The sequence below is a fragment of the Streptomyces sp. CC228A genome (genome assembly GCF_021390935.1).
Lineage (GTDB): Bacteria > Actinomycetota > Actinomycetes > Streptomycetales > Streptomycetaceae > Streptomyces.
Window position 1 is genome coordinate 142,883 of record NZ_JAJPUI010000011.1, and the last position, 21,678, is coordinate 164,560.

Below are 21,678 nucleotides of genomic sequence, written 5' to 3' on the forward strand. Positions count from 1 at the left end.
GCATTCCTGCACTCCCAGGCACTTCATGCAAGACGGAACGAGGCACACATGACCGACCCGGTGACGCTGGACGGCGACGGCACGATCGGCGAGTACGACGAGAAGCGCGTCGAGAATGCCGTACGCGAACTGCTCATCGCGGTCGGAGAAGACCCCGACCGCGAGGGCCTGCGGGAAACGCCCGCGCGCGTGGCGCGGGCATATCGGGAGCTTTTCGCGGGGCTTTGGCAGAAGCCTGAGGAAGTTCTGACCACGACATTTGATATCGGGCATGATGAAATGGTGCTCGTCAAGGACATTGACGTCACAGCGACCTGTGAGCATCATCTCCTACCATTCCATGGTGTAGCTCACATTGGTTATATCCCGGCCGAATCGGGCAAAATTACCGGACTGTCGAAGCTGGCCCGTCTGGTCGATGTCTTCGCCCGGCGGCCGCAGGTGCAGGAGCGGCTGACGACGCAGATCGCCGATTCCCTGATGGAAATCCTGGAAGCGCGCGGCGCCATCGTCGTGATCGAGGCCGAGCACATGTGCATGTCGCTGAGGGGCGTCCGCAAGCCGGGGGCGAAGACGACGACGTCCGCAGTGCGCGGACAGTTGCGGGATTCTACGACGCGCGCCGAGGCGATGTCTCTGATACTGGCCAGATAGGCAGGTAAAAGGGCCGCTTGTTGCCGGTGCCCCATATCGTCTTGACCAGTGGAGCGGATCGCTGGTCAAGGGGGTTGTGCGATATGGGGTACGGGCTTACCAGCAAGCAATTGGTGAATCTCGTCGGTGGGTGCGCCCAGGCCAAGACGGTCACCGAAGGGCAGGCCCTGTGGACGTTGAATGGCATGCGGACCGTACCGACCACGGTGGTGAACGTGACGGCCGTCAAGGCCAGGGACGCCGTGGAGGTGGTGACGGGCAAGGCGGCCTTCCTCGCCAGCCCCGATCTGCTGCTCGCGACGCCTTACGGCTGGGTCACCGCTCGCGACGCCGCAGGGCTGCCCGTTGCATGGACGCCGGCGCGGAAGCTGTGCCGGGAGCGGCTCACGATCAAGCCGGGCTACGCGTTCGGCTATTTCGTCGGCGCCCTGTGCGCCGACGGGACGGTCGGCAAGAACTACGTCTCACTCATCGTGAACGAGGAGGATTTCGCCTCCCGCTTCGCGGCCGCTACGACGGCTTGTTCAGGACTGCCTGCGCGCTTGGAGAGCGTGACGCGGCCGTCCGGGTATCTCCGGCGCGACGTGCCCGGTTTCCGGGTCCGGGTGGTGTCTTCCTACCTGTCCGATCTGGTCAGGCAATATGTGGGCGGGGATCCGCATCATATGCGGCAGTACTTCCCCCGAGTGGTGCTGCGGGATCCCGAGACCTTCGCGGGTTTCATGGACGGCTACGTTGACGGCGACGGCTGCGAAATCAAGCGGCCCTCAGGAGGGCGTGTCGTGGTGAGCGCCAATGTTCCGTTTCTCCGTGAATGGGCCGCGATTATCGGAGCGCGTTTCACGCCCAGCAAGGTGCGAGGGCGGGCATCGCGGCTCTACATCTCCGACCGCTGGGCAAGCCGCGGCACCTTCGTGCCCGAGCAGCACCCGCTGCACCTGCATGAGTCCACCTGGGTGCAGGTGCGAGAAGTAGGGCCCCGCCCCTCCCTGGGGGCGAAGCCGTTCACCTTCTACAGCTACTGGCTCGACCCGCATCCCGGTTTCCTGGTGAACGGGCATCTGGTGCGGCAGCCCTGGTAGCGGGGGGCGCTCACGCCCTTGTGGGGGAGGCGCCGGGGGGCTCGTCGTCCTCGGGGAGCTTGCAGACGCGTTCCAGGTACAGGGCGGCCGCGATGACCGCGATGCCGGCGGCGACGGCCAGTCCGGCGTAGAGGGCCTGGTCGCGGCGGGCGGGGACGTCCAGGAAGCCCAGCAGGAAGACGCCCACACCGCCGTACATGCCGCTGACCACGGCTGTGACCAGGGCGCTGGCCTGGCCGAAGACGACCGCGCGGGCCGCCATGAGGGGTTCGACGCCCTTGGCGCCGGGGCGGCGCTCGCGCTGTGCCTTCAGCCGGGCGCGCAGGGACAGCGCCGTGGCGAGGAGGACCGCGGCGATGGCTGCGAGGACGATCGGCGCGGCCAGGGGGACGCTCGGCAGGGTGCCGACGGCGTCCCACAGGCGCGCGCCGCCCCAGGACAGGAGGCCGGCTGCGAGGAACAGTCCGGCCAGTACCTTGACCCGCAGTTGCTTCACCGGTGTCCTTTGCGTGCGTTGCGTGGGGTGCTGTCGATGTGCTGGGGGCAGCGGTCAGTCGGGCAGTCGGAGTTCCAGGTCGCCTCGGGCGACGACGCCCGTCTCGCCCACGCCTGCCAGGAGGTCCGCGACGGGGCCGGCGCCGGGGAGGGTGGCGTCGGGTTCCACGTCGAGCCAGGGGCGCAGGACGAAGGCGCGCTCGCGGGCGCGCGGGTGGGGGAGGGTGAGGGCGGGGTCGTCGGAGGTCTCGTCGGCGTAGGCGACGATGTCGACGTCGATGGTGCGGGCGCCCCAGCGGTCGGTGCGGACGCGGTGGAAGGCTTCTTCCACGGCGTGGGCGCGCTCCAGGAGGGAGGAGGGGGGCAGGGTGGTCTTCACGATCACGACGGCGTTGAGGTACGACGGCTGGGATCCGGGTTCGACGCCCCAGGGCTCGGTCTCGTAGACGGGGGAGACGGCTTTGACGCGGACGCCGGGGGTGTCCTCCAGGGCGTCGATGGCGCCTTGGAGGTTTTCCAGGCGGTTGCCGAGGTTTCCGCCGAGGGAGAGTACGGCGCGCTTGGGGTTGGAGAGGGTGGTGTCGGCGGCGTCGACCTGGGCGGTCACGGATGCGGGGACCGGCTGGACCGTCGGGTCGCTGGGTGTGCGGTTCATGCGCGGCTCCGGGTGATCGTGATGGTGACGTCGTCGAAGGGGACGGTGATGGGGGCGTCGGGCTTGTGGACGCAGACCTCCACCTCTTGGACGCCGTCGTGCTTGAGGCACTGCTGGGCGATGCGTTCGGCGAGGGTTTCGATCAGGTCGACCGGTTCGCCCTGGACGACGTCGACGACCTCTTCGGCGACGATGCCGTAGTGCACGGTCTTGGCCAGGTCGTCGTCGGCGGCGGCGGGCCGGGTGTCGAGGCCCAGCACCAGGTCCACGATGAACGTCTGGCCCTCTTCCCGCTCCCTGGGGTAGACGCCGTGGTGCCCGCGGGCCCTCAGGCCGCGCAGCGCGACACGATCCACGCGAATCACTCCTGCTGTCGTAGGTCTGCTGGGCGCCCGGCCGGGTGCGGACGGTTCGGGTGCCACGGGTCGAATCTACCTTCGGGCACTGACAGGGTCCGTGCGCGGGCCCGGCCGCGGGCCCCTAAGGCTTCGCTTACCCACTCGGGGCGGTGGCAGCGCGTGGTTCACACGGTGTCCTCGTCGTCTTCTTCGTCGTCGGATTCGGCGAGGACGGGGGATCCGTGGTGGGACCAGACCTTCCAGCCGTCGGGGGTGCGGCGGAAGACGTTGGTGGCGACGACGAGCTGGCCGACGAGGGGTCCGAGTTCGGCTCCGTCTTCTGCGGGACCGCCGCTGAGGATGTTCTCGGTGCAGGTCACGACGGCGGTGTCGGTGGCCACGGAGACGTTCACGTCGGTGAGGAAGAACTGGATGTACTCGGTGTTCGCCATGATCAGCGCGTAGGAGCGGAGGACCTCTCCGCGGCCGGAGAGCACGGGCCAGCCGGGGTGGACGCAGGAGACGTCGCCGTGGCGGTCGTCCAGCCAGAGGTCGGCGACCTCTTCGAAGTCGCCGCGTTCGACGGCGTCGTAGAAGGCGGTGTTGGCCTGTTCGACGGCCTCGGTGTCGGTGCGTGCCTCGCTCACGGGGCGGCGCCCTCGATGGCGCGGGCGACGCGGACGGCGTCGGCGGTCGCGCGTACGTCGTGGACGCGGACGGCCCAGGCGCCTTCGTGGGCGGCGATGGCGGAGACGGCGGCGGTGGCGGCGTCCCGTTCGCGTGCGGGGGGCGGGGCGTGGCCGTCGCTTCCTGCGAGGACGCGGCCGAGGAAGCGTTTGCGGGACGCGGCGACGAGGAGGGGGTGGCCGAGTGCGCGGAGTGCGTCGAGGCGGGCGAGGAGGGCGAGGTCGTGGTGGGCTTGTTTGGCGAAGCCGAGGCCGGGGTCGACGATGAGGTTTTCGGGGGCGATGCCGCCGGTGATGACGGCTTCGAGGCGGGTGCGGAGTTCGGTGACGACGTCGGTGACGACGTCGTCGTAGACGGCGAGGCTGTTCATGTTGTCGCTGAAGCCGCGCCAGTGCATGACGACGAAGGGGGCGCCGGTGGCGGCGACGGTGGGGATCATGTCGGGGTCGGCTTGCCCGCCGCTGACGTCGTTGACGAGTGCGGCGCCGGCTTCGACGGCTTTGCGGGCGACGTGGGCGCGCATGGTGTCGACGGAGAGGGTGACGCCTTCGGCGGCCAGGCCCCGTACGACGGGGAGGACCCTGCGTAGTTCTTCTTCTTCGTCCACTCGGGTGGCGCCGGGGCGGGTGGACTCGCCGCCGACGTCGATGAGGTCGGCGCCTTGGGCGACGAGTTCCAGGCCGTGTTTGATGGCCGCGGTGGTGTCGAACCAGCGGCCGCCGTCGGAGAAGGAGTCGGGTGTCACGTTGACGACGCCCATGACCGCACAGCGGTCCCATTCCGGGAGGCCTGGGACTGTGCCCCGTGCACGCAGCGTACTCATGTCCCCAGCCTAGGCCCGTGGGCCGCCGGGGGCGCCGCGGGTGGGCGGCGTGGGGTGGGCGGCGGGGTGGGAGCGGCGGGTCAGGCGGCGCGCATGTGTTCGCCGGGCGGTGGGGTGATGTGGGGGCAGGGCCGTGCGGGCCTGGGGTGCTTGCGGCGGAGGGGGCGGGGTGGGGTGAGGTCCACGAAGCCTTCGGCCTGCATGGCGGCCAGGCCGATGCGGGGCAGGTCGCCGGTGCGGCGGTAGACGACGAAGCGGGGTTCCCAGCGTGGCTGGAACTTGGCGTTGAACTTGTAGAGGGATTCGATCTGGAACCAGCGGGAGAGGAAGACGAGCAGGCCACGCCAGATGCGCAGGACGGGGCCGGCGCCGAGTTTCTCGCCGCGGGCGAGGGCGGAGCGGAACATCGCGAAGTTGAGGGAGACGCGTTCGACGCCGAGCTGCGGGGAGGCCTGGAGGGCGGCGACGATCAGCAGCTCGTTCATGCCGGGGTCGGCGGTGCGGTCGCGGCGCATGAGTTCCAGGGACATGCCGTCGGTGCCCCACGGTACGAAGTGGATGACGGCTTTCAGGTCGCCGTAGGGGGAGGTGTCGGTGTGTTCGTCCGTCTTGTGGGCGGTGGCGATGACGGCGTCGCCGTCCTGGGGGTCGCCGATGCGGCCGAGGGCCATGGAGAAGCCGCGCTCGGTGGTGGTGCCGCGCCAGCCGGCGGCGGCCTGGCGGATGTGTTCCATTTCGGTGTCGGGGATGTCGCGGGCGCGTCGGACGCGGGTGTGGTAGCCGTTGCGTTCGATGCGTTTGACCATTTGGCGTACGTTGCGCATGGCGCGGCCGGAGAGGGAGAAGCCGGGGACGTCGACGACTGCTTCGTCGCCGAGTTCCAGGGCGTCGAGGCCGGTCTCGCGGGTCCAGACGTGGCCGCCGGTCTCGGAGCAGCCCATGACGGCGGGGGTCCAGGAGTGGGCTTTGGCTTCGTCCATGAAGCGTTCGATGGCGCCGGGCCAGGCTTCGACGTCGCCGATGGGGTCGCCGCTGGCGAGCATGACGCCGGAGACGACGCGGTAGGTGACGGCGGCCTTGCCGCTGGGGGAGAAGACGACGGCTTTGTCGCGGCGGAGCGCGAAGTGGCCGAGGGAGTCGCGGCCGCCGTGCCGGGCGAGGAGTTCGCGTAGGCGTGCCTCGTCGTCCTCGGTGAGTCGGGCGACGGGGTGCTCGGGGCGGAAGGCGAGGTAGATGGTGGTGATGGCGGTGAGGAGGCCCAGGGCGCCGAGGGAGTAGCCGACGGTCCAGGAGACGCTGCCGCTGTAGGAGACGGGTCCTTCGGTGCCGAAGAGGCCGAGGAGGACGTGGGTGAGGCGGTCGGTGAGGCCGGGGTCGCCGATGATCTTGCCGGGGTGGGCGCTGACGATGATCAGGCCGAGGCCGATGGAGCCGGCGCCCATGAGGACGAAGTTGGCGAGGGCCCGCCATCGGCTGCGGGGGTCGGGTAGGGCGGCGAACTCCTTGCGGTGGTGGAGCAGGAGGGCGAGGAGGGCGAGGGAGAAGAGGGCGCCGAGGACTGAGTGGCGGTAGGTGAACTGGGCGGCGGCGCCGAGGGGCAGCAGGATGACGGCGGCCTGCCAGGCGCGTCGTTTGTGGCGCTTGAGTCCGTGGGCGAGGAGGAGCAGCAGGACGCCGACGCTGAGGGAGAGTGCCGCTGACAGGGGTCCGAGGGTGCCGGGGAGGAATTCGACGAGGTCGTGGACGCGGCTGGTGCGGAACCGGGGGAACACGCCGGCGGCGATGTCGACGAGGCCGATGAACGTGCAGGCCGTGCCGACTATTGCGGGCACCTTCTCGGGGCGTGGGCCCCGCAGGATCCGGCGCATGCGATGCGGAACCGATCCTGATTTATCCCCATCTTGCGTGACAGACATGGCTTCCCGTGGCTCTGCGAGAGGTCGTGGTGTCCCTGGCGTCCGGGAGCCGCTCGGTTGCGGCTCCGGTGCGGGACGACCGGACGGTGTGCGCCCTTTAGGACGACGCGTCCGCGGCTCGGGTTCATCGGCCCGCCGGAAAAATCTCGCCCCCTTCCGATTCGACAGGAAAGCTTGACGACGCATGGGTCTCACCAGCAACAAGGTTCTGGCCCTGGCCACTGTCGTGGCCGTGGCGCTGTTCGCGGTGACGGTGTGGCTGTGGCCGCGGCTGTCGGGACGGGGTTGGCGGGTGCTGCTGGGCAGGGTGGGGCTGCTGGTGGCGACGCAGCTGTCGTTGTTCGCGGCGGTGGGTCTGGCGGCGAACAACTACTTCCTGTTCTACGGGTCCTGGGCCGACCTTTTCGGCCAGGAGCAGGAGATGGGGGTGGTGGTCGACCATTCGGCGGGCAGCAGAAACGTCACTGTGCTGGAGCGGCGGGGCCTGGAGGTGCCGGGTGGGCAGCGGCCGGAGGTCGGCGGGGAGATCCAGAAGGTGGTGGTGTCGGGCGAGCGGTCGGGCATCGACAGCCCCGCCTACGTCTACCTGCCGCCCGAGTACTTCCGGCCGGAGAACGCGCAGCGGACGTTCCCGGCGGCCGTGGTGCTGACGGGGTACCCGGGCACGGCCGAGAACCTGCTGAAGGGGCTGCGCTACCCGCGCACCGCGTACGAGCAGGTGAAGGCGGGGAGGATGCAGCCGATGGTGCTGGTGATGCTGCGGCCCACCGTGGCGCCGCCGCGGGACACGGAGTGCGTGGACGTGCCGGGCGGGCCGCAGACGGAGACGTACTTCGCGAAGGACCTGCCGGAGGCCGTGTCGGAGGCGTACCGGGTCGGGAGCGCGCCGCGGAACTGGGGCTTCATCGGGAACTCGACGGGCGGCTACTGCGCGCTGAAGATTGCGCTGCACCACCCGGAGCGGTTCGCGGCCGGCGCGGGCCTGTCCGCGTACTACAAGGCGGCCGAGGACGTGACGACGGGTGATCTGTTCCGCGGCGACGACGCGCTGCGCAAGCGGTCGGACCTGCTGTGGAGCCTGGACAACGTGCCGCTGGGGAAGTCGTCCTTCCTGGTCGCGTCGTCGCGGCAGGGGGAGGGGAACCTGAAGGGGACGCTGGAGTTCATCGAGAAGGTGAAGTCCCCCGCACGGGTCTCGTCGATCATGCTGGACAGCGGGGGCCACAACTTCGGCACGTGGAACCGGGAGATCCCGCCGGCGCTGGTGTGGATGAGCGGCCGCCTCAGCGCGGCGTGACGGCGGGGGCCTCGGCGCGCACGGAGTCGCGCAGGGCCTCGTGGAGCCGCTCGGGGGTGAGGACGCCGAGGTAGCGCCCGCCGTCCCGGCCCTGCGAGTCTTGGCCCTGCGGGTCCCGGCCCTGCGAGTCCCGGCCCTGCGGGTCCGGGCTCTGCGGGTTCCGGCCGCCCGGTGTCAGGCTCTTCGGGGTCCGGCCCTCCCGGTCCCGGCTCTGCGGGTGCCGGCCGTCCGGGTCGGGCTCGACGACGGCGACCCAGCCCGCGTCGTCCTGCAGCAGCGCGGCAAGCGCCTCCTTGAGGGAGGCGCCGAGCGGCACGCGGGCCTGTGCGGGGCGGGCGCGGTCCCGTACGCCGCCGGCGGTGCCCGCGCTGCCCGCCGGGAGCCATCCGTACGGCCGGCCCGCCGCGTCGAGCACGACGGCCGGGCCGTCACCGGGCGCGGCCGCCAGCGGGTCGTCCAGGGTCACGGTGGGCGGCTGCTCCAGGTGGGCCTTCCGCACGGGGGTGACGGCGAGCCGCTTGAGGGCGCGGTCGGCGCCGACGAACTCGGCGACGTAGGGGGTGGCGGGGGCGCCGAGGACGGTGGCGGGCGTGTCGAGCTGCTCGATGCGGCCCTGCCCGTAGACCGCCATGCGGTCGCCGAGCCGGACCGCCTCCTCCAGGTCGTGGGTGACGAACAGCACCGTCTTGCGCATCCGGGACTGGAGCCGGAGGAACTCGCTTTGCAGCCGCTCCCGGACGACGGGGTCGACGGCGCCGAACGGCTCGTCCATCAGCAGGACGGGGGGGTCGGCGGCGAGCGCGCGGGCGACGCCGATGCGCTGGCGCTGGCCGCCGGAGAGCTGGTGGGGGTAGCGGTCGCCGTAGGTGGCGGGGTCCAGGCCGACCAGGTCGAGCAGTTCGGCGGCGCGGGCGCGGGCCTTGGCCTTCGCGGTGCCGAGGAGGCGCGGTACGGTCGCGGTGTTCTCCAGGACGGTGCGGTGGGGGAAGAGGCCCACCTGCTGGATGACGTAGCCGATGCGGCGCCGCAGTTCCACGGGGTCGGTGTCGGCGATGTCGCGGCCGGCGACGCGGATACGGCCGGAAGTGGGCTCGACGAGGCGGTTGACCATCTTCATCGTGGTGGTCTTGCCGCAGCCGGACGGGCCGACGAGGGTGACCAGTTCGCCTTCGGCGACCTCGAAGGTCAGGTCGTCGACGGCGCGTGTGCCGTCGGGGTAGAGCTTGGTGACGTTCTCGAACCGGATCACTGTTCCCCCTTGTGGCCCTTGGTGACCTCTGGTGAGGCTGGGGCCTATGGTGCCTCTTCGGGGCGTCGGGCGGTGAATGTCAGTGCCGGGGCGTAGGGTCGTTTCGGGTCGAACACCGCTGCGAAGGGGCGCGGGTGACGCCCTGTCGTCGTCACTCCGGGGGAGGTGGGGGAGCAGTGAGCGGTGCGGGTCCGGCGGTGCTCGCCGCTGACGGCGCGGCCGGTGCCGCCGCGGGCGGCGGATGCCTGGCGGCCAACGACTGGGTCTGCGGGGAGTACGTGCGCTCCCGCGCTCCGGAGCTGCTGGAGGCGACGGGGGAGCACGTGTGGCTCACGGTCGTCTCGGTGCTGATCGGGCTCGCCGTGGCGTTCCCGCTGGCGCTGCTGGTGCGGGCGCGGCCCGGGTTCGCGGGTCCGGTGCTGGGCCTGACGACGCTGCTGTACGCGGTGCCGTCGCTGGCGATGTTCTCGCTGCTGCTGCCGGTGTTCGGGCTGTCGGCGGCGCTGGTGGTGACCGGTCTGGTGCTGTACTCGCTGACGATCCTGGTGCGGAACATCCTGGCGGGTCTGGCGGCGGTGCCGGAGGAGACGCGGGAGGCCGCCCGGGGGATGGGCTACGGGCCGGGCCGGCTGCTGTGGGAGGTGGAGCTTCCGCTCGCGCTGCCCGCGCTGATGGCGGGGGTGCGGATGGCGACGGTGTCGACCGTGGCGCTGACGACGGTGGGTGCGCTGGTGGACCACGGCGGACTCGGGACGCTGATCACGGGCGGGCTGCAGAGCTTCTTCAAGGCGCAGGTGCTGACCGCGTCGGTGCTGTGCGTGCTGCTGGCCGTGACCGCCGACGTCCTGCTGCTGGGGGTGCAGCGGCTGCTCACGCCGTGGGCGCGGAGTTCGGCACGGCCGGGTCGGCCGCGGGGCCGGGCGGGTGCGCGGGCGCGGGCCGCGGGGGAGGCGGGTTAGGCGATGGGTGTGGTGTCGGACGCGCTGGGCTGGTTGGGTACGGGGGCCAACTGGCAGGGCGAGTCGGGGGTGTGGAACAGGCTCGGGGAGCATCTGTGGTTCAGCGGTGTGTGCCTGCTGCTGTCGTGTCTGATCGCGCTTCCGGTGGCGTTCTGGCTGGGGCACGTCGGCCGGGGCGGGGCCCTGGCGGTGAACGTGTCGAACGTGGGGCGCGCGGTGCCGACGCTGGCGGTGCTGGTGCTGCTGACGCTGACCCCGCTGGGGCGGTACGGCGGTGTCCCCACGATCGTCGCGCTGGTGCTGTTCGCGGTGCCGCCGCTGCTGACCAACGCGTATCTGGGGGTGCGCGAGGTGGACCGGGCGGTGGTGGAGGCTGCTCGCGGCATGGGGATGTCGGGGGGCCAGTTGTTCCGCACGGTCGAGCTGCCGCTCGCCCTGCCGCTGGTGCTGACGGGGCTGCGGCTGGCGGCCGTGCAGGTCGTCGCGACCGCCACGCTGGCGGCCATGGCCGGGGAGGGCGGTCTCGGCCGGATCATCACCGCGGGTTTCCACACGTACGACACCGCGCAGGTGTTCGCGGGGGCCCTGCTGGTCGGCGCGCTGGCGCTGCTGGTGGAGGGGGCGCTGGCCGGTGTGAGCCGGGCGCTCGTGGGCCATGGACCGAAGAGACGGAGAAGACCATGATGCCGAGGAACAACAGGGGTGCGCGGACGGCCGGTGCCGTGGCGGGCGCGCTGGTGCTGACCGCCGTGCTGGGCGCGTGCGGCGGCGAGAGCCTGGAGGAGAGCGGCGGCGGATCCTCGCAGCCCGGCAAGGGGGAGCTGGTGGTGGGGTCCGCGGGCTTCACCGAGTCCAAGGTGCTCGCTGAGCTGTACGCGCAGGTGCTGGCGGACGCCGGGTACCGGACCACCATCAGAACGGTGGAGAACCGGGAGCTGTACGAACCGTCGCTGGAGAAGGGCGAGATCGACGTCGTACCGGAATACGCGGCTACGCTTGCGGAATTCCTCAACGCGAAGACGAACGGCCCGAAGGCGCCCGAGGAGAAGCCGGTCGCGTCCAGCGATGTGGCGGCGACCGTGGCGGCCTTGGAGAAGCTGGCGGAGCCGCGCGGACTGAAGGTGCTCCCGGCGGGTGAGGCGGTCGATCAGAACGCTTTCGCGGTGACCCGGGAATTCGCCGACAAGAACAACCTGAAGACGCTTTCCGACCTCGGCCGGTCCAAGCTGAAGGTGAAGATCGCCGCCGGTGACGAGTGCACCGTGCGGCCGTTCTGCGCGCCGGGGCTGAAGTCGGTGTACGGAATCGACGTGACCGGTGTGGACCCCAAGGGCGTCGGCACCCCGCAGGCCAAGCAGGCGGTGAAGGACGGCATCGACCAGCTCGTGCTGACCACGACCACCGACGCCACGCTCGACGCCTTCGGCCTGGTGCTGCTGGAGGACGACAAGAAGCTGCAGAACGCGGACAACGTGCTGCCGGTCGTCAATGCGCGCGATGCGGGCTCCGCGGAGATCGCCGCCGCCCTCGCCAAGGTCACGGAGGCCCTCACGACGGCGGATCTGGTGGAGTTGAACAGGAAGGTGGACGCGGAGCGGGCGAAGCCCGTCGACGCGGCGAAGAGTTACCTGGTCGAGAAGGGGCTGATCCGGAAGTAGCGGCACCCTCCCGAACTGCACCGGGAGCACGGCCGCGTGGGGTGGTTGACGGGGAAACGGAACGCGTGGGCAAAACATTGCCGGGCCGACACCCCAGAGACCCCCTACGCACGGTAAATTTCAGGCCATGCCACGTGGACGCCACCGCCATTCCCCTCCTCTGCACCGGCTTCTTCCGCCCACCGCGGTGGCCGGAGCATCCGTTCTGTGCGCCGGAGGGGCCTGGCTCCTGGCCGACCCCCTGGTGCTCCGCCTGCTGGTCGCCGCGGCGGCCGCCGCGGCCGTCACCGGCGCCGTCCTCATGCGCAGCTGGGACCGCACCGCGGGCCGCCGGGTCGCGGAACTCACGCGTGCCCGCGCCAGCGACGAGTGGCGCACCGAGGAGCGCATAGCCGAGCTGGAGGCCGACCTGGAGGAGGCCCGGGACCTGCGGGCCAAGCTGGACGCGAAGCTGCGCGCCAAGCGCGTGGAGCTCGCCAAGCTGCGCAACGAGCACGCCGGGCTGTTGCGCCGCTACGCCACCGCGGAGACGGAGCGGGCCAGCGCCCTGGAAGGCCGCCGCCAACTGGCCCTCGGAGCCACCGCCTCCACCGGCGACCCCGCAGTCCCCGGCTCGGCGGGGCCGGGGACGGCAGGCGGCTCCACCGGTGCCGAACTCGCCGTCGCCACCACCGCGCCCACGGCCGGCGACTACCTGCGCGCGGCCCGTGCCCTGCAGAACCTCACCCGCAACGCCGCCGCGCAGGAGGCCCGCCGCATCGCCGAGGCCGCGCTGCGCAAGGCGCCCGGCTCCACCGCGTCCGCCGCGTCCGCCGCGTCCGCGATGCGGCACGTGCCCGCGGCGGCCGCCATCGTGCCGCCGGCGCCGCAGCGCCGCTCGGCGCCCCGCCCCGAGGGCAGCTTCGACTTCTTCGGCATGGAAGGGGAGAAGGCGCTGCGCAAGCAGGGCGGCAAGCAGCTCACGGCGAAGCAGCCCGTCCCCGCCATCGAGGCCGTGCAGCAGGAGGACCTGGCCGACGTCGTGGGCGAGGAGGCACTCGCCCAGGCGGAGATCCAGGCCGGAGCACAGGCCGCGACCCCGGCCGAAGTACCGGCCGAGATGCAGCCCGAGGTCCAGGTGGAGATGCAGTCCGGGGTCCGGGCTGAGGCTCAGGTGGAGATGCAGTCCGAGGCGCAGGCGGAGGCCCAGGCGGGCAGCCCCGTGGACGCCCGGGCGGAGGACCCGCCGCCGGTCCGGCCGCGCGGCGCCGAGCACGCCGTCGGCGAGGTCATCGACCTCACCGCGCACGACGAGACCGAGCAGATCGACGTCGCCGGGCTGCGGAACGCCGTCAGCTCCTGACCGACGGGGACACCACCGGTGAGGGCCGGGGCGCACGGCGCCCCGGCCCTCACTTGTCGATGTCGCCCACGACGAAGAAGAACGAACCGAGGATCGCCACCATGTCGGACACCAGCGTGCCCGGCAGCAGCTCGGTCAGCACCTGGATGTTGTTGTACGACGCCGAGCGCAGCTTCAACCGGTAGGGCGTCTTCTCGCCCTTCGACACCAGGTAGTAGCCGTTGACGCCGAGGGGGTTCTCGGTCCAGGCGTACGTGTGGCCCTCGGGCGCCTTCAGCACCTTCGGCAGCCGCTGGTTGATCGGGCCCGGCGGCAGCTCCGCGAGCCGGTCCAGGCATGCCTCGGCCAGCTCCAGCGCGTTGTGCGTCTGCTCCAGCAGGCACTCGAACCGCGCGAGGCAGTCGCCCTCCTGCCGGGTGACCACCTTCAGGGCGCCCGCCAGCTCCCCGTACGCGAGGTACGGCTCGTCGCGCCGCAGGTCGAAGTCGACGCCGGACGCCCGCGCGATGGGCCCGCTCACCCCGTACGCGCGGGCCAGCTCCGGCGACAGGACGCCGACGCCCCTCGTACGGCCCCGGAAGATCTCGTTGCCGAGGACCAGCCGGTCGTACACGTCCATCCGGGACGTGACGGAGGCGACGGCCTCGCGGGCGCGGCCGAGCCAGCCCGCCGGGAGGTCCTCCTTCAGCCCGCCGACCCGGTTGAACATGTAGTGCATCCGGCCGCCGGAGACCTCCTCCATCACGTGCTGGAGCTCCTCGCGCTCCCGGAAGGCGTGGAAGATCGGCGTGATGCCGCCCAGCTCCAGCGGATAGGAGCCGAGGAACATCAGATGGTTCAGGACCCGGTTCAGCTCCGCCAGCAGCGTCCGCGTCCACACGGCCCGCTCTGGCACCTCCATGCCGAGCATCCGCTCGACGGCCATGACGACGCCCAGCTCGTTGGAGAACGCCGACAGCCAGTCGTGCCGGTTGGCCAGCATCACGATCTGCCGGTAGTCCCGGGCCTCGAACAGCTTCTCGGCGCCCCGGTGCATGTAGCCGACCACCGGTTCGGCGTGCCGGATCAGCTCGCCGTCCAGGACCAGGCGCAGCCGCAGCACCCCGTGGGTGGACGGGTGCTGGGGGCCGATGTTCAGCACCATGTCGGTGCTCTCGGCGGCGCCTCCGATGCCGACCGTGGTCTCCCTGGGCCGAGGGGCCTGCGTCTGCGTCATGCCGGACAGTATCCCTCTCCCGGCACCCGCTGGAGCAGCCAGGTGAAGTCGCCCAGCCCGCCGCGGGCGGTCAGCTCGGCGGCCTCGCCGGCGGCGGCCAGCGCCCGGACGTAGCCGGCCGGGTCGCGGGAGGCGAGGGCCAGCGGCGGGCGCCCGCCGGACACGCCCAGCCGGTGCAGGGCCTCCCGCTGGCTGGTCAGCTCGGCGGCCGCCCCGGGCACCGCGGCCGCCGCCGCGCACGCGTCCAGGGCGACGTGTGCGGTGATGTCGCAGGTGCCGTCCGGCACCGGCGGCACCTCGCGCCCCTCCCGGAACCCGGTCAGCGTCCCGTACGGAGGCCGTGACTCCGCCCGGTGCGCGTAGTCCACCGCGACCGCGAGCCCGGCGGACAGCGTGCCGGCGGCGGCCGCCCACGCCTCGTCGCGGGGCCGGCCGATCTCCGCCCGCGTCCCCGGCTCCCGCAGCGGCCACCAGCGCTCCAGCCACGCGGCGTCCGCCCCGGTCACCGGCGCGCCGAGCCGCTCGGTGCCGTCCTCCCGCACCTCTACGCGGCGCGCGGTGCCGGCCTCATCGGCCTGGGCGACGTCGACGGGTACGTTGTCCAGCCACTCGTTGGCGAACAGCAGCCCCCGCACCCCCTCCGGCGGGAGGCCGGTCCATTCCACGCGCGGGTCGAGCCCCTCCGGCCGGGCGGCCCGCTCCACGGCGTACGCCCGGACCCGCAGCCCCGCCGGCACGGCCGCCAGCACACCCGCCGCCAGCTCGCCCCGGCCCGCGCCCATGTCGACGAACGCGACCTCGTCCGTGCCGAGCTCCCGCGCGGTGCGCTCCAGGAGGCGGGCGACGGCGGAGGCGAAGAGCGGGGAGGCGTGCACCGACGTACGGAAGTGGCGGCGGGCCCTTCCGGGCGCAGGTAGAAGCCGCCGGGCCCGTACAGCGCGGCCTCAGCGGCCTCCCGCCACCCCCGCCAGCCCTGCGGCGGGGGCGCGGCCGGTGCGCCGCGGGGGACGGGATCCGGTGCCGCTTGCCGGCCCGGTGTGGGCGTCCGGTGGGGTGCGGGGCCTTGGCCGGGGGGTGGTGCCGGCGTCTGGTGGGGTGCGGGGTCCTGGCCGGGGGGCGGTGATGCCGTCTGGTGGGGTGCGGGGTCTGGTGCCGGGTCCGGTGTCGGCGTCCCGTGGGGTGCGCGGCTCGGTGCCGGTTCCGGTGTCGCGTCCGTCTCATCCGTCACGTGCCCAGTGTCCACCTTGGGGAGTAGGGCGGTTTCCCCTGGATCGCACTCCCGGTTGACCCGGGCACCTGTCAGCCTTCCCTACGCTGGGTTACGTGCAGCGCCTCTACGACTTCCTCCGCCAGCACCCGACGGGCGTCGACAGCTTCTGGGCCGTGATGCTCCTCGGCCTGGCTGCGGTGTCCATGTCCGGCATGTCGGGAAACTTGGTCGTCAACGTCGTCATCGTGCTGCTGCTCTGCCTCGTCGTGGCGCTGCGCCGCCGGGCCCCCCGCAAGATGCTGCTCCTCGCGGCGGCCCTCGGGGTAGCGCAGCTCGTCCTGGACGTGCGGGTCAATCCGGCCGACTTCGCGATGCTGGTGATCATCTACACGGTCGCCGCCGACGACGGACCGCGCTGGGCCTCGCGGTTCGCGCTGGCCGGCGGGCTGGTGGCCGCGCCGCTGGCGGGGCTGCGCTGGCCGGGGCCGGACCTGTCGCTGTTCGGCGTGGTGGCGTTCACCGTGTTCATGACGGTGCCGTTCGTGCTGGCCTGGGTGCTCGGCGACTCGATGCGCACCCGGCGCGCGTACTTCGCGCAGCTGGAGGAGCGGGCGGCCCGCCTGGAACGGGAGCGCGAGGCCCAGGCCAAGGTGGCGGTCGCCGCGGAGCGGGCCCGTATCGCCCGGGAGCTCCACGACGTCGTCGCCCACAACGTGTCCGTCATGGTCGTGCAGGCCGACGGCGCCGCCTACGTCCTGGACGCCGCGCCGGACCAGGCCCGGCAGGCCCTGGAGACCATCTCGTCCACCGGCCGGCAGGCGCTCGCCGAGATGCGCAGGCTGCTCGGCATCCTCCGCACCGGTGAGCACGAGGAGGCGGGCGAGTACGTGCCGCAGCCCGACGTCGGCCAGATCGAGGACCTGGTGGAGCAGGTGCGCACCGCCGGCCTCCCCGTCGACTTCAAGATCGAGGGAACCCCCCGGCCCTTGCCGAGCGGTGTCGAGCTCACCGCGTACCGCATCGTGCAGGAGGCGCTCACCAACACCCGCAAGCACGGCGGCCCGGACGCCGGCGCGAGCGTCCGGCTGATGTACTTCGACGACGGGCTGGGCCTGCTCGTCGAGGACGACGGCCGCGGCGCGGCCCAGGAGATGTACGAGGACGGCGGCGCGGACGGCAGCGGCCACGGCCTGATCGGCATGCGGGAACGGGTCGGCATGGTCGGCGGCACACTCGACGCGGGACCCCGCCCGGGCGGCGGATTCCGGATCAGCGCCCTCCTGCCCCTGAAGCCCGCACCGTGAGCGCCCCGTGCGCCACGCCCCCCATCACCCCAGGAATGAGGCCCCATGACCATCCGTCTGATGCTGGTCGACGACCAGGTGCTGCTCCGTACCGGCTTCCGCATGGTGCTCGCCGCCCAACCGGACATGGAGGTCGTCGCGGAGGCGGGTGACGGGGTGGAGGCCCTTCAGGTCCTGCGGTCGACACCGGTCGACGTGGTCCTCATGGACGTCCGCATGCCGAAGCTGGACGGCGTGGAGACCACCCGCCGCATCTGCTCCGAGCCGGGCGCCCCGCGCGTCCTCATCCTCACGACGTTCGACCTGGACGAGTACGCGTTCTCCGGCCTGAAGGCAGGCGCCAGCGGCTTCATGCTCAAGGACGTGCCGCCCCACGAGCTGCTGGCCGCGATCCGGGCCGTGCACAGCGGGGACGCGGTCGTGGCGCCGTCGACGACGCGGCGGCTGCTGGACCGCTTCTCGTCCATGCTGCCGTCCGGCGCCACCGGGCAGCCGCAGCACAAGGCGCTGGACCGGCTCACGGACCGGGAACGGGAGGTCATGCTCCTGGTGGCCCAGGGCCTGTCGAACGGCGAGATCGCCGCACGGCTCGTCCTGTCCGAGGCGACCGTCAAGACCCATGTGGGGCGCATCCTCACCAAGCTGGAGCTGCGCGACCGTGTGCAGGTCGTCGTCCTCGCCTACGAGACCGGCCTGGTCCGCGCGGGCGGCGGAGCGCGGCCCTGACATGCTGCTCTGGCTCAACGGCCCCTTCGGCGGCGGCAAGACGCAGACCGCGTACGAGCTCCACCGGCGCCTGCCCGACAGCGTCGTCTGCGACCCGGAGGAGGTCGGCTTCGGCCTGCACCGGATGACCCCCCGGCCGCTGCGCGGCGACTTCCAGGACTTCGCTGCCTGGCGACTGGGGGTGCGCGAGGTGCTGGACCTCGTCCTGCGGCGGCACGAGGGCGGCGGACCCGTCATCGCACCCATGACCCTCGTCGAGCCGGGGTACTTCGCCGAGATCATCGGCGCCCTCCGCGACGGCGGCCACGACGTCCGCCACTTCGCGCTCCTCGCCCCTCGGGAGACGGTGCTGCGCCGCCTCGCCGAGCGCGGCCTCGGCCTCGGCCGCGGCCTGCGACGGGAGAGCTTCGCCGTCGCCCGGCTCGACCACTGCCTGGAGCGGTTGGCCCTCCCGGACTTCGCACAGCACGTCCGTACGGACCGGTCGACCGTCCCGGAGGTGGCAGAGGCCGTCGCCGCCTCCGCGGGCCTCACCCTGTTGCCGAACACCTACGGCCCCCTTCGACAGCGCCTGCGGCGGGCCCGCGTCGGCCTCCACCACCTGCGTCGAGGGTGACCCGGCGCGACGCGGGGACAGGCCCAAGGCACGATCGTGCGGCGAGGGCTTCACGAAGAGCGGTCGGGTGGTCGAGCGGTTGAGCGGTTGAGGGGTCGGGCGACCGCCGTGGCCGGTGTCTGGCCGCTGGTAGCCGAGGGTTAACGGTCAGGGCTGGGGGCTGGGGGCTGGGGGCTGAGGGGTGAGGGCTGGGGGCTTGGGGGCTGGGGGGTGGGGGTGAGGGGTGAGGGCTGGGGGCTTGGGGGCTGGGGCCGGCGGCTGGTGGCTGGTGGTCGCTGGTCGGGGCGTCTCGGGTGGAGCGGCCGGCCCGGCCTGCTCGGTGGCCCGGCAGCCGCTTCGGCCCGGGTCGTCACCGGAGGACGGTTTCGAGGAAGTCGCCGCCGATGCGGGCGACAGCCGCCACGTCGAGTTGGTGGAGGACGTAGCGGCCCCGGCGCCGGACCGTCACAAGATCCGCCTTCTTCAGTACCGACAGATGGCGGGACACCTCGGGGGACGTGATGCCGTAGATGTCGGCCAGCTCGCTCGTCGTATACGAACCGCGCGCCAGCTGCCGGCACAGCCGCATCCGCAGCGGGTGGGCCAGGGCCTCCATGCGCCGCTGCAGCAGCTCCACCGATGCGGCGCCGGGCACCCCCGGCACCCCGACCGGGTAGTGGACGACGGGCCGCCAGCGCGGCGCGTGCAGCACCAGCAGGTGCGGCCAGCCGAACCTGGACGGCACGAACAGCACTCCGGGCCCGAGCTCGGACTCCACGGCCGAGGTGTGGCCCTGCGCCATCTTGTCCACGCGGATCCGGCGGCGCCCGTCCTCCTCGGCGACCGTCACCGCCGGCGACACCGCCCGCACGGCCTCCTCCACCCCCTTGTGGCGGAGCAGAGCGCCCTTCTCCCGGGCGTCGGCGGCCAGCGTCGGCAGGACGCGCCGCCAAGTGTCCGCGAAGAACGCCTCGTCGCAGTCCTCGAACAACCGCCGCAGCCACGCCCGCACCCCGCTCGGATCGTCCAGCAGCCGACGGGTGAACTCCAGCTGCCGGGGGCCTCGGCCCGCGGCCAGTTCCAGCGCCCGGGCCGGCCGGCACACCTCCTCCGTCACCTGTGCCACGGAGCAACTGAACTCCAGGGCGGCCGCGACGAACCGCTCCTCGTCGAGCCGGTCCAGCAGGTCCAGCTCCTCCGCGAGCGTGGCACCGGGCTGCCCGTCCCCGTCGCGGAGACCGGCGTACGGCAGGAACACGTCCGACAGCGAGCTCGTCCACAGGAAGTTCGCCTCGTGGAGCCGGTCGGCCAGGTCGGGCTTCAGTCCCGACGCGGTGGCCGTCGCCCAGCCGTGCAGCCCCGGGTGATGAGCAGGCTCGGCCAGCGCGTGCAGGGCCGTCGCCAGCTCCGCGAGTGGCGAGAGGGCGAAGACGACGCGCTCTGCCGGCAGTCCCGTGATGTCTATGGTCACGCTCACGTTCTCATCCTGAGGTACCTCCCACCGGGGCTTGCGCCCGCTTGACGATCTCTGTCAATCCACGCCGGTCGGCCCGGTCGGCCCGGTCGGCCCGGTCGGCCCGGTCGGCCCGGTCGGCCGGGTCAGCGCCGTCAGCCCAGCCGGGCCCGCCGACCCAGTGAGGTCCGTCAGCCCAGCCAGGCCCGTCAGCCCAGCCCGGCCCAGCCTCGCCGCACCGCCGGGCCCGGCCACTCCCGCACCCGTCGCGGTACCGAGTGCCGCCGCGCCGCCACCGCTGGTGGCCCCATCACCGCGGCGCCCCCGCCGTAGCCGGCCACTGCTGCACCGCGGCCGGAGCCGTCAGCTGCCCGCCATCGGACGCTGCCGCACCCGCCCGCTGTGCCCTGGGGCAACCACGCCCCCGTGCAGGCCGGACCGCGTGCGAACCGGACCCCGCGCGAACCGGCCCCCCGTGCCGACCAGGCCCCCGTACCGAACCCGCCCGGCCGTGCCCACTCGCCCGTCCCGCCGGCGGCGCCATGCCGCCACAGGGGCGAGTCGGCGATCACGCCTCCTGTGCCACCTGTCGAACGAACTCCATGAACCTCCCCGCAGCCTCCTTCACGTCATCCGCCGTCCAGGCCAGACCCGGTGCCGTCACCGACACCTCGGTGTAGGCGATGCCGGGCGGACCGGCGGGGCCGCCGCCGAACCAGCGGTGGAACAGCGTCACCCCCGTCCGCTCGGACTGCCGCAGAGCCGCCTCCGCCAGTACGTCCGGCGGATACGGCAGCCACACGCGGAACTCATGTGTGTGCGGCCGCTCCGGCTGGAGCCGGAGCCACGGCACCCCGGCGGCCTCCAAGCCCTCGCGCAGCGCCCCCGCCACCACCGCGGCCTGCGCGACGTACTCCGGCAGCCTGGGCAGCTCCCGCTCCAGCCCCGCCAGCGCGGCCAGTGCCGCGGGGTGCTGCTGGAACACCGAGCCGCCGTAGCGGTGCCGCCACACCCGGGCCTCGTCCACGAACGCCTCGGGCCCCACCAGCGCCGCCCCGGACAGTCCGCCCAGCGACTTGTAGAACGACACGTACACACTGTCCGCGAGTCCCGCGATCTCGCTCAGCCCCCGCCCGAAGCGCGACGTGGTCTCCCACAACCGCGCACCGTCGAAGTGCACGAGCGCGTCACGTTCCCGTGCTGCCTCCACCACCTCCACCAACTCGTGCCACTCCGGCAGGACGTATCCCGCGTCCCGCAGCGGCAGCTCCAGCATCAGCGTCCCGAACGGCTCCTCCAGGGCCCGCACCTCGCTCGCCGTCGGCAGCCGCGGCTCGCGGGTCGGATGCACCGTGCGCAGCCCGCTCACCGCAGTCAGCGCATCCCTCTCGTGCAGCTCCGGATGTGCCACCGGGTGCAGCGCCACCACCGGGTTCCCGCTCCGCCCGGCCCAGCAGCGCAGCGCCACCTGCTGCGCCATCGTTCCCGTCGGGAAGAACACCGCCGACGGGAACCCGAGCAGCTCCGCCACCCGCCGCTCCAGCTCCGCGACGACCCCGTCCCCGTACAGGTCGACGGACTCGGCCAGGTCGTACACCTCCTCCGCGTCGCGCACCAGCTCCGTCAACCGCTCCCGCAGCGTCCTCTCACCCGGTCTCCGCGTCAGCGTCCGGCCGGCGCCCCGCCACGCCACCAGCCTGCGCCGCTGCTGCCCGTCGCTTGGGCAATCACCACCGCCTTCCTGCTGCCCGTCGCTTCGGCATTCACCATGTCCTTCCTGCTGCCCGTCGCTTCGGCACTCACCACTTCCTCCCTGCTCCGCGTCCCCGTGCCCCGCGGCACCGCGGCGCGCCTCGTCGCGCCGGCCGCCACCGGGCCGCACGTCCTGCTCGGGCTTCGAGCCCTCCGCCATTGCACCAGTCATGCGGGGATCATCGCCGTGCTGCTTCCACAGGGGCGCGCGATTATCAGACCGGGTGCCGCTGCCTGTGGACAGCGCGGAAGGCGCGCGAAACGCTG

General features: G+C 72.5%; 20 protein-coding genes and 1 pseudogene. 10 read left to right on the plus strand and 11 right to left on the minus strand.

The features are described 5' to 3' along the window. The first annotated feature begins 48 nt into the window (after positions 1-48). Positions 49-654: a GTP cyclohydrolase I FolE gene (gene folE, locus L6E17_RS26675; protein ID WP_236243237.1), complete on the plus strand. Its 606-nt coding sequence runs from the start codon at positions 49-51 to the stop codon at positions 652-654. A gap of 113 nt (positions 655-767) precedes the next feature. Continuing rightward, positions 768-1,736 carry a hypothetical protein gene (locus tag L6E17_RS26680; protein WP_236243292.1) on the plus strand — a complete coding sequence of 323 codons (969 nt, stop codon included), beginning with the start codon at positions 768-770 and terminating at the stop codon, positions 1,734-1,736. A gap of 10 nt (positions 1,737-1,746) precedes the next feature. Here the strand turns inward: L6E17_RS26680 and L6E17_RS26685 are convergent, their stop codons facing one another. The 6 genes from L6E17_RS26685 to L6E17_RS26710 form a co-directional block, all read right to left on the minus strand. Continuing rightward, positions 1,747-2,232 carry a DUF3180 domain-containing protein gene (locus L6E17_RS26685; RefSeq protein ID WP_236243238.1) on the minus strand — a complete coding sequence of 162 codons (486 nt, stop codon included), beginning with the start codon at positions 2,230-2,232 and terminating at the stop codon, positions 1,747-1,749. A gap of 54 nt (positions 2,233-2,286) precedes the next feature. Then, on the minus strand, positions 2,287-2,886 hold the full coding sequence (gene folK, locus L6E17_RS26690) for a 2-amino-4-hydroxy-6-hydroxymethyldihydropteridine diphosphokinase (protein ID WP_236243239.1): 600 nt from the start codon (positions 2,884-2,886) through the stop codon (positions 2,287-2,289). Then, on the minus strand, positions 2,883-3,242 hold the full coding sequence (gene folB, locus L6E17_RS26695) for a dihydroneopterin aldolase (RefSeq protein WP_236243240.1): 360 nt from the start codon (positions 3,240-3,242) through the stop codon (positions 2,883-2,885). Before folB ends, folK begins: the two co-directional genes overlap by 4 nt. 167 nt (positions 3,243-3,409) lie before the next feature. After that, on the minus strand, positions 3,410-3,871 hold the full coding sequence (locus tag L6E17_RS26700; protein ID WP_236243241.1) for a nuclear transport factor 2 family protein: 462 nt from the start codon (positions 3,869-3,871) through the stop codon (positions 3,410-3,412). Then, positions 3,868-4,734 carry a dihydropteroate synthase gene (gene folP / locus L6E17_RS26705; RefSeq protein ID WP_236243242.1) on the minus strand — a complete coding sequence of 289 codons (867 nt, stop codon included), beginning with the start codon at positions 4,732-4,734 and terminating at the stop codon, positions 3,868-3,870. Before folP ends, L6E17_RS26700 begins: the two co-directional genes overlap by 4 nt. 80 nt (positions 4,735-4,814) lie before the next feature. Beyond that, entirely contained in the window at positions 4,815-6,650 is a 1,836-nt protein-coding gene (locus L6E17_RS26710; protein ID WP_236243243.1) for a phosphatidylglycerol lysyltransferase domain-containing protein, read from the minus strand. A gap of 184 nt (positions 6,651-6,834) precedes the next feature. Here L6E17_RS26710 and L6E17_RS26715 point away from each other — a divergent pair, with 184 nt between their 5' ends. Next, positions 6,835-7,947, plus strand: a complete 1,113-nt coding sequence (locus tag L6E17_RS26715; protein WP_236243244.1) for an esterase family protein — start codon at positions 6,835-6,837, stop codon at positions 7,945-7,947. Here L6E17_RS26715 and L6E17_RS26720 read toward each other — a convergent pair. Further along, positions 7,934-9,196, minus strand: a complete 1,263-nt coding sequence (locus tag L6E17_RS26720) for an ABC transporter ATP-binding protein (RefSeq protein WP_236243245.1) — start codon at positions 9,194-9,196, stop codon at positions 7,934-7,936. The two genes, L6E17_RS26715 and L6E17_RS26720, sit on opposite strands and share 14 nt — an antisense overlap. A 197-nt stretch (positions 9,197-9,393) precedes the next feature. On the opposite strand from L6E17_RS26720, the gene L6E17_RS26725 reads away from it, so the two are divergent. From L6E17_RS26725 to L6E17_RS26740, 4 genes are all read left to right on the plus strand, one after another. After that, positions 9,394-10,155 (plus strand): ABC transporter permease, encoded by a 762-nt coding sequence (locus L6E17_RS26725; RefSeq protein ID WP_236243293.1) that lies wholly within the window; start codon positions 9,394-9,396, stop codon positions 10,153-10,155. Between the two features lie 3 nt (positions 10,156-10,158). Then, positions 10,159-10,839: an ABC transporter permease gene (locus L6E17_RS26730; protein ID WP_236243246.1), complete on the plus strand. Its 681-nt coding sequence runs from the start codon at positions 10,159-10,161 to the stop codon at positions 10,837-10,839. After that, positions 10,836-11,813: an ABC transporter substrate-binding protein gene (locus L6E17_RS26735; protein ID WP_236243247.1), complete on the plus strand. Its 978-nt coding sequence runs from the start codon at positions 10,836-10,838 to the stop codon at positions 11,811-11,813. Before L6E17_RS26730 ends, L6E17_RS26735 begins: the two co-directional genes overlap by 4 nt. Before the next feature lie 127 nt (positions 11,814-11,940). Beyond that, positions 11,941-13,155, plus strand: a complete 1,215-nt coding sequence (locus L6E17_RS26740) for a hypothetical protein (RefSeq protein WP_236243248.1) — start codon at positions 11,941-11,943, stop codon at positions 13,153-13,155. Positions 13,156-13,204: 49 nt separating this feature from the next. Here L6E17_RS26740 and L6E17_RS26745 read toward each other — a convergent pair whose 3' ends face one another. Beyond that, positions 13,205-14,371, minus strand: coding sequence for an NADH-quinone oxidoreductase subunit D (locus tag L6E17_RS26745; RefSeq protein WP_236243249.1), 1,167 nt, complete (start codon positions 14,369-14,371; stop codon positions 13,205-13,207). After that, positions 14,368-15,308: pseudogene (locus L6E17_RS26750) on the minus strand (SAM-dependent methyltransferase). The gene L6E17_RS26745 and the pseudogene L6E17_RS26750 overlap by 4 nt, the downstream one beginning before the upstream one ends. A 386-nt stretch (positions 15,309-15,694) precedes the next feature. Here L6E17_RS26750 and L6E17_RS26755 point away from each other — a divergent pair. Genes L6E17_RS26755 through L6E17_RS26765 form a run of 3 tightly spaced genes read left to right on the plus strand, consistent with a single transcriptional unit; the run spans position 15,695 to position 18,227 of the window. Next, positions 15,695-16,885, plus strand: coding sequence for a sensor histidine kinase (locus L6E17_RS26755; RefSeq protein ID WP_236243250.1), 1,191 nt, complete (start codon positions 15,695-15,697; stop codon positions 16,883-16,885). A gap of 45 nt (positions 16,886-16,930) precedes the next feature. Continuing rightward, complete coding sequence (locus L6E17_RS26760; protein ID WP_236243251.1) at positions 16,931-17,611, plus strand: response regulator transcription factor; 681 nt, start codon at positions 16,931-16,933, stop codon at positions 17,609-17,611. Position 17,612: 1 nt separating this feature from the next. Further along, positions 17,613-18,227: an AAA family ATPase gene (locus tag L6E17_RS26765; protein WP_236243252.1), complete on the plus strand. Its 615-nt coding sequence runs from the start codon at positions 17,613-17,615 to the stop codon at positions 18,225-18,227. A 349-nt stretch (positions 18,228-18,576) separates the two neighbouring features. On the opposite strand, the gene L6E17_RS26770 is transcribed toward L6E17_RS26765, so the two are convergent. Together L6E17_RS26770 and L6E17_RS26775 are read right to left on the minus strand one after the other, a co-directional pair. Continuing rightward, on the minus strand, positions 18,577-19,677 hold the full coding sequence (locus L6E17_RS26770) for a DUF5937 family protein (RefSeq protein ID WP_236243294.1): 1,101 nt from the start codon (positions 19,675-19,677) through the stop codon (positions 18,577-18,579). 550 nt (positions 19,678-20,227) lie between these two features. Beyond that, complete coding sequence (locus L6E17_RS26775) at positions 20,228-21,583, minus strand: low specificity L-threonine aldolase (protein WP_236243253.1); 1,356 nt, start codon at positions 21,581-21,583, stop codon at positions 20,228-20,230. Between the last annotated feature and the right edge of the window lie 95 nt (positions 21,584-21,678).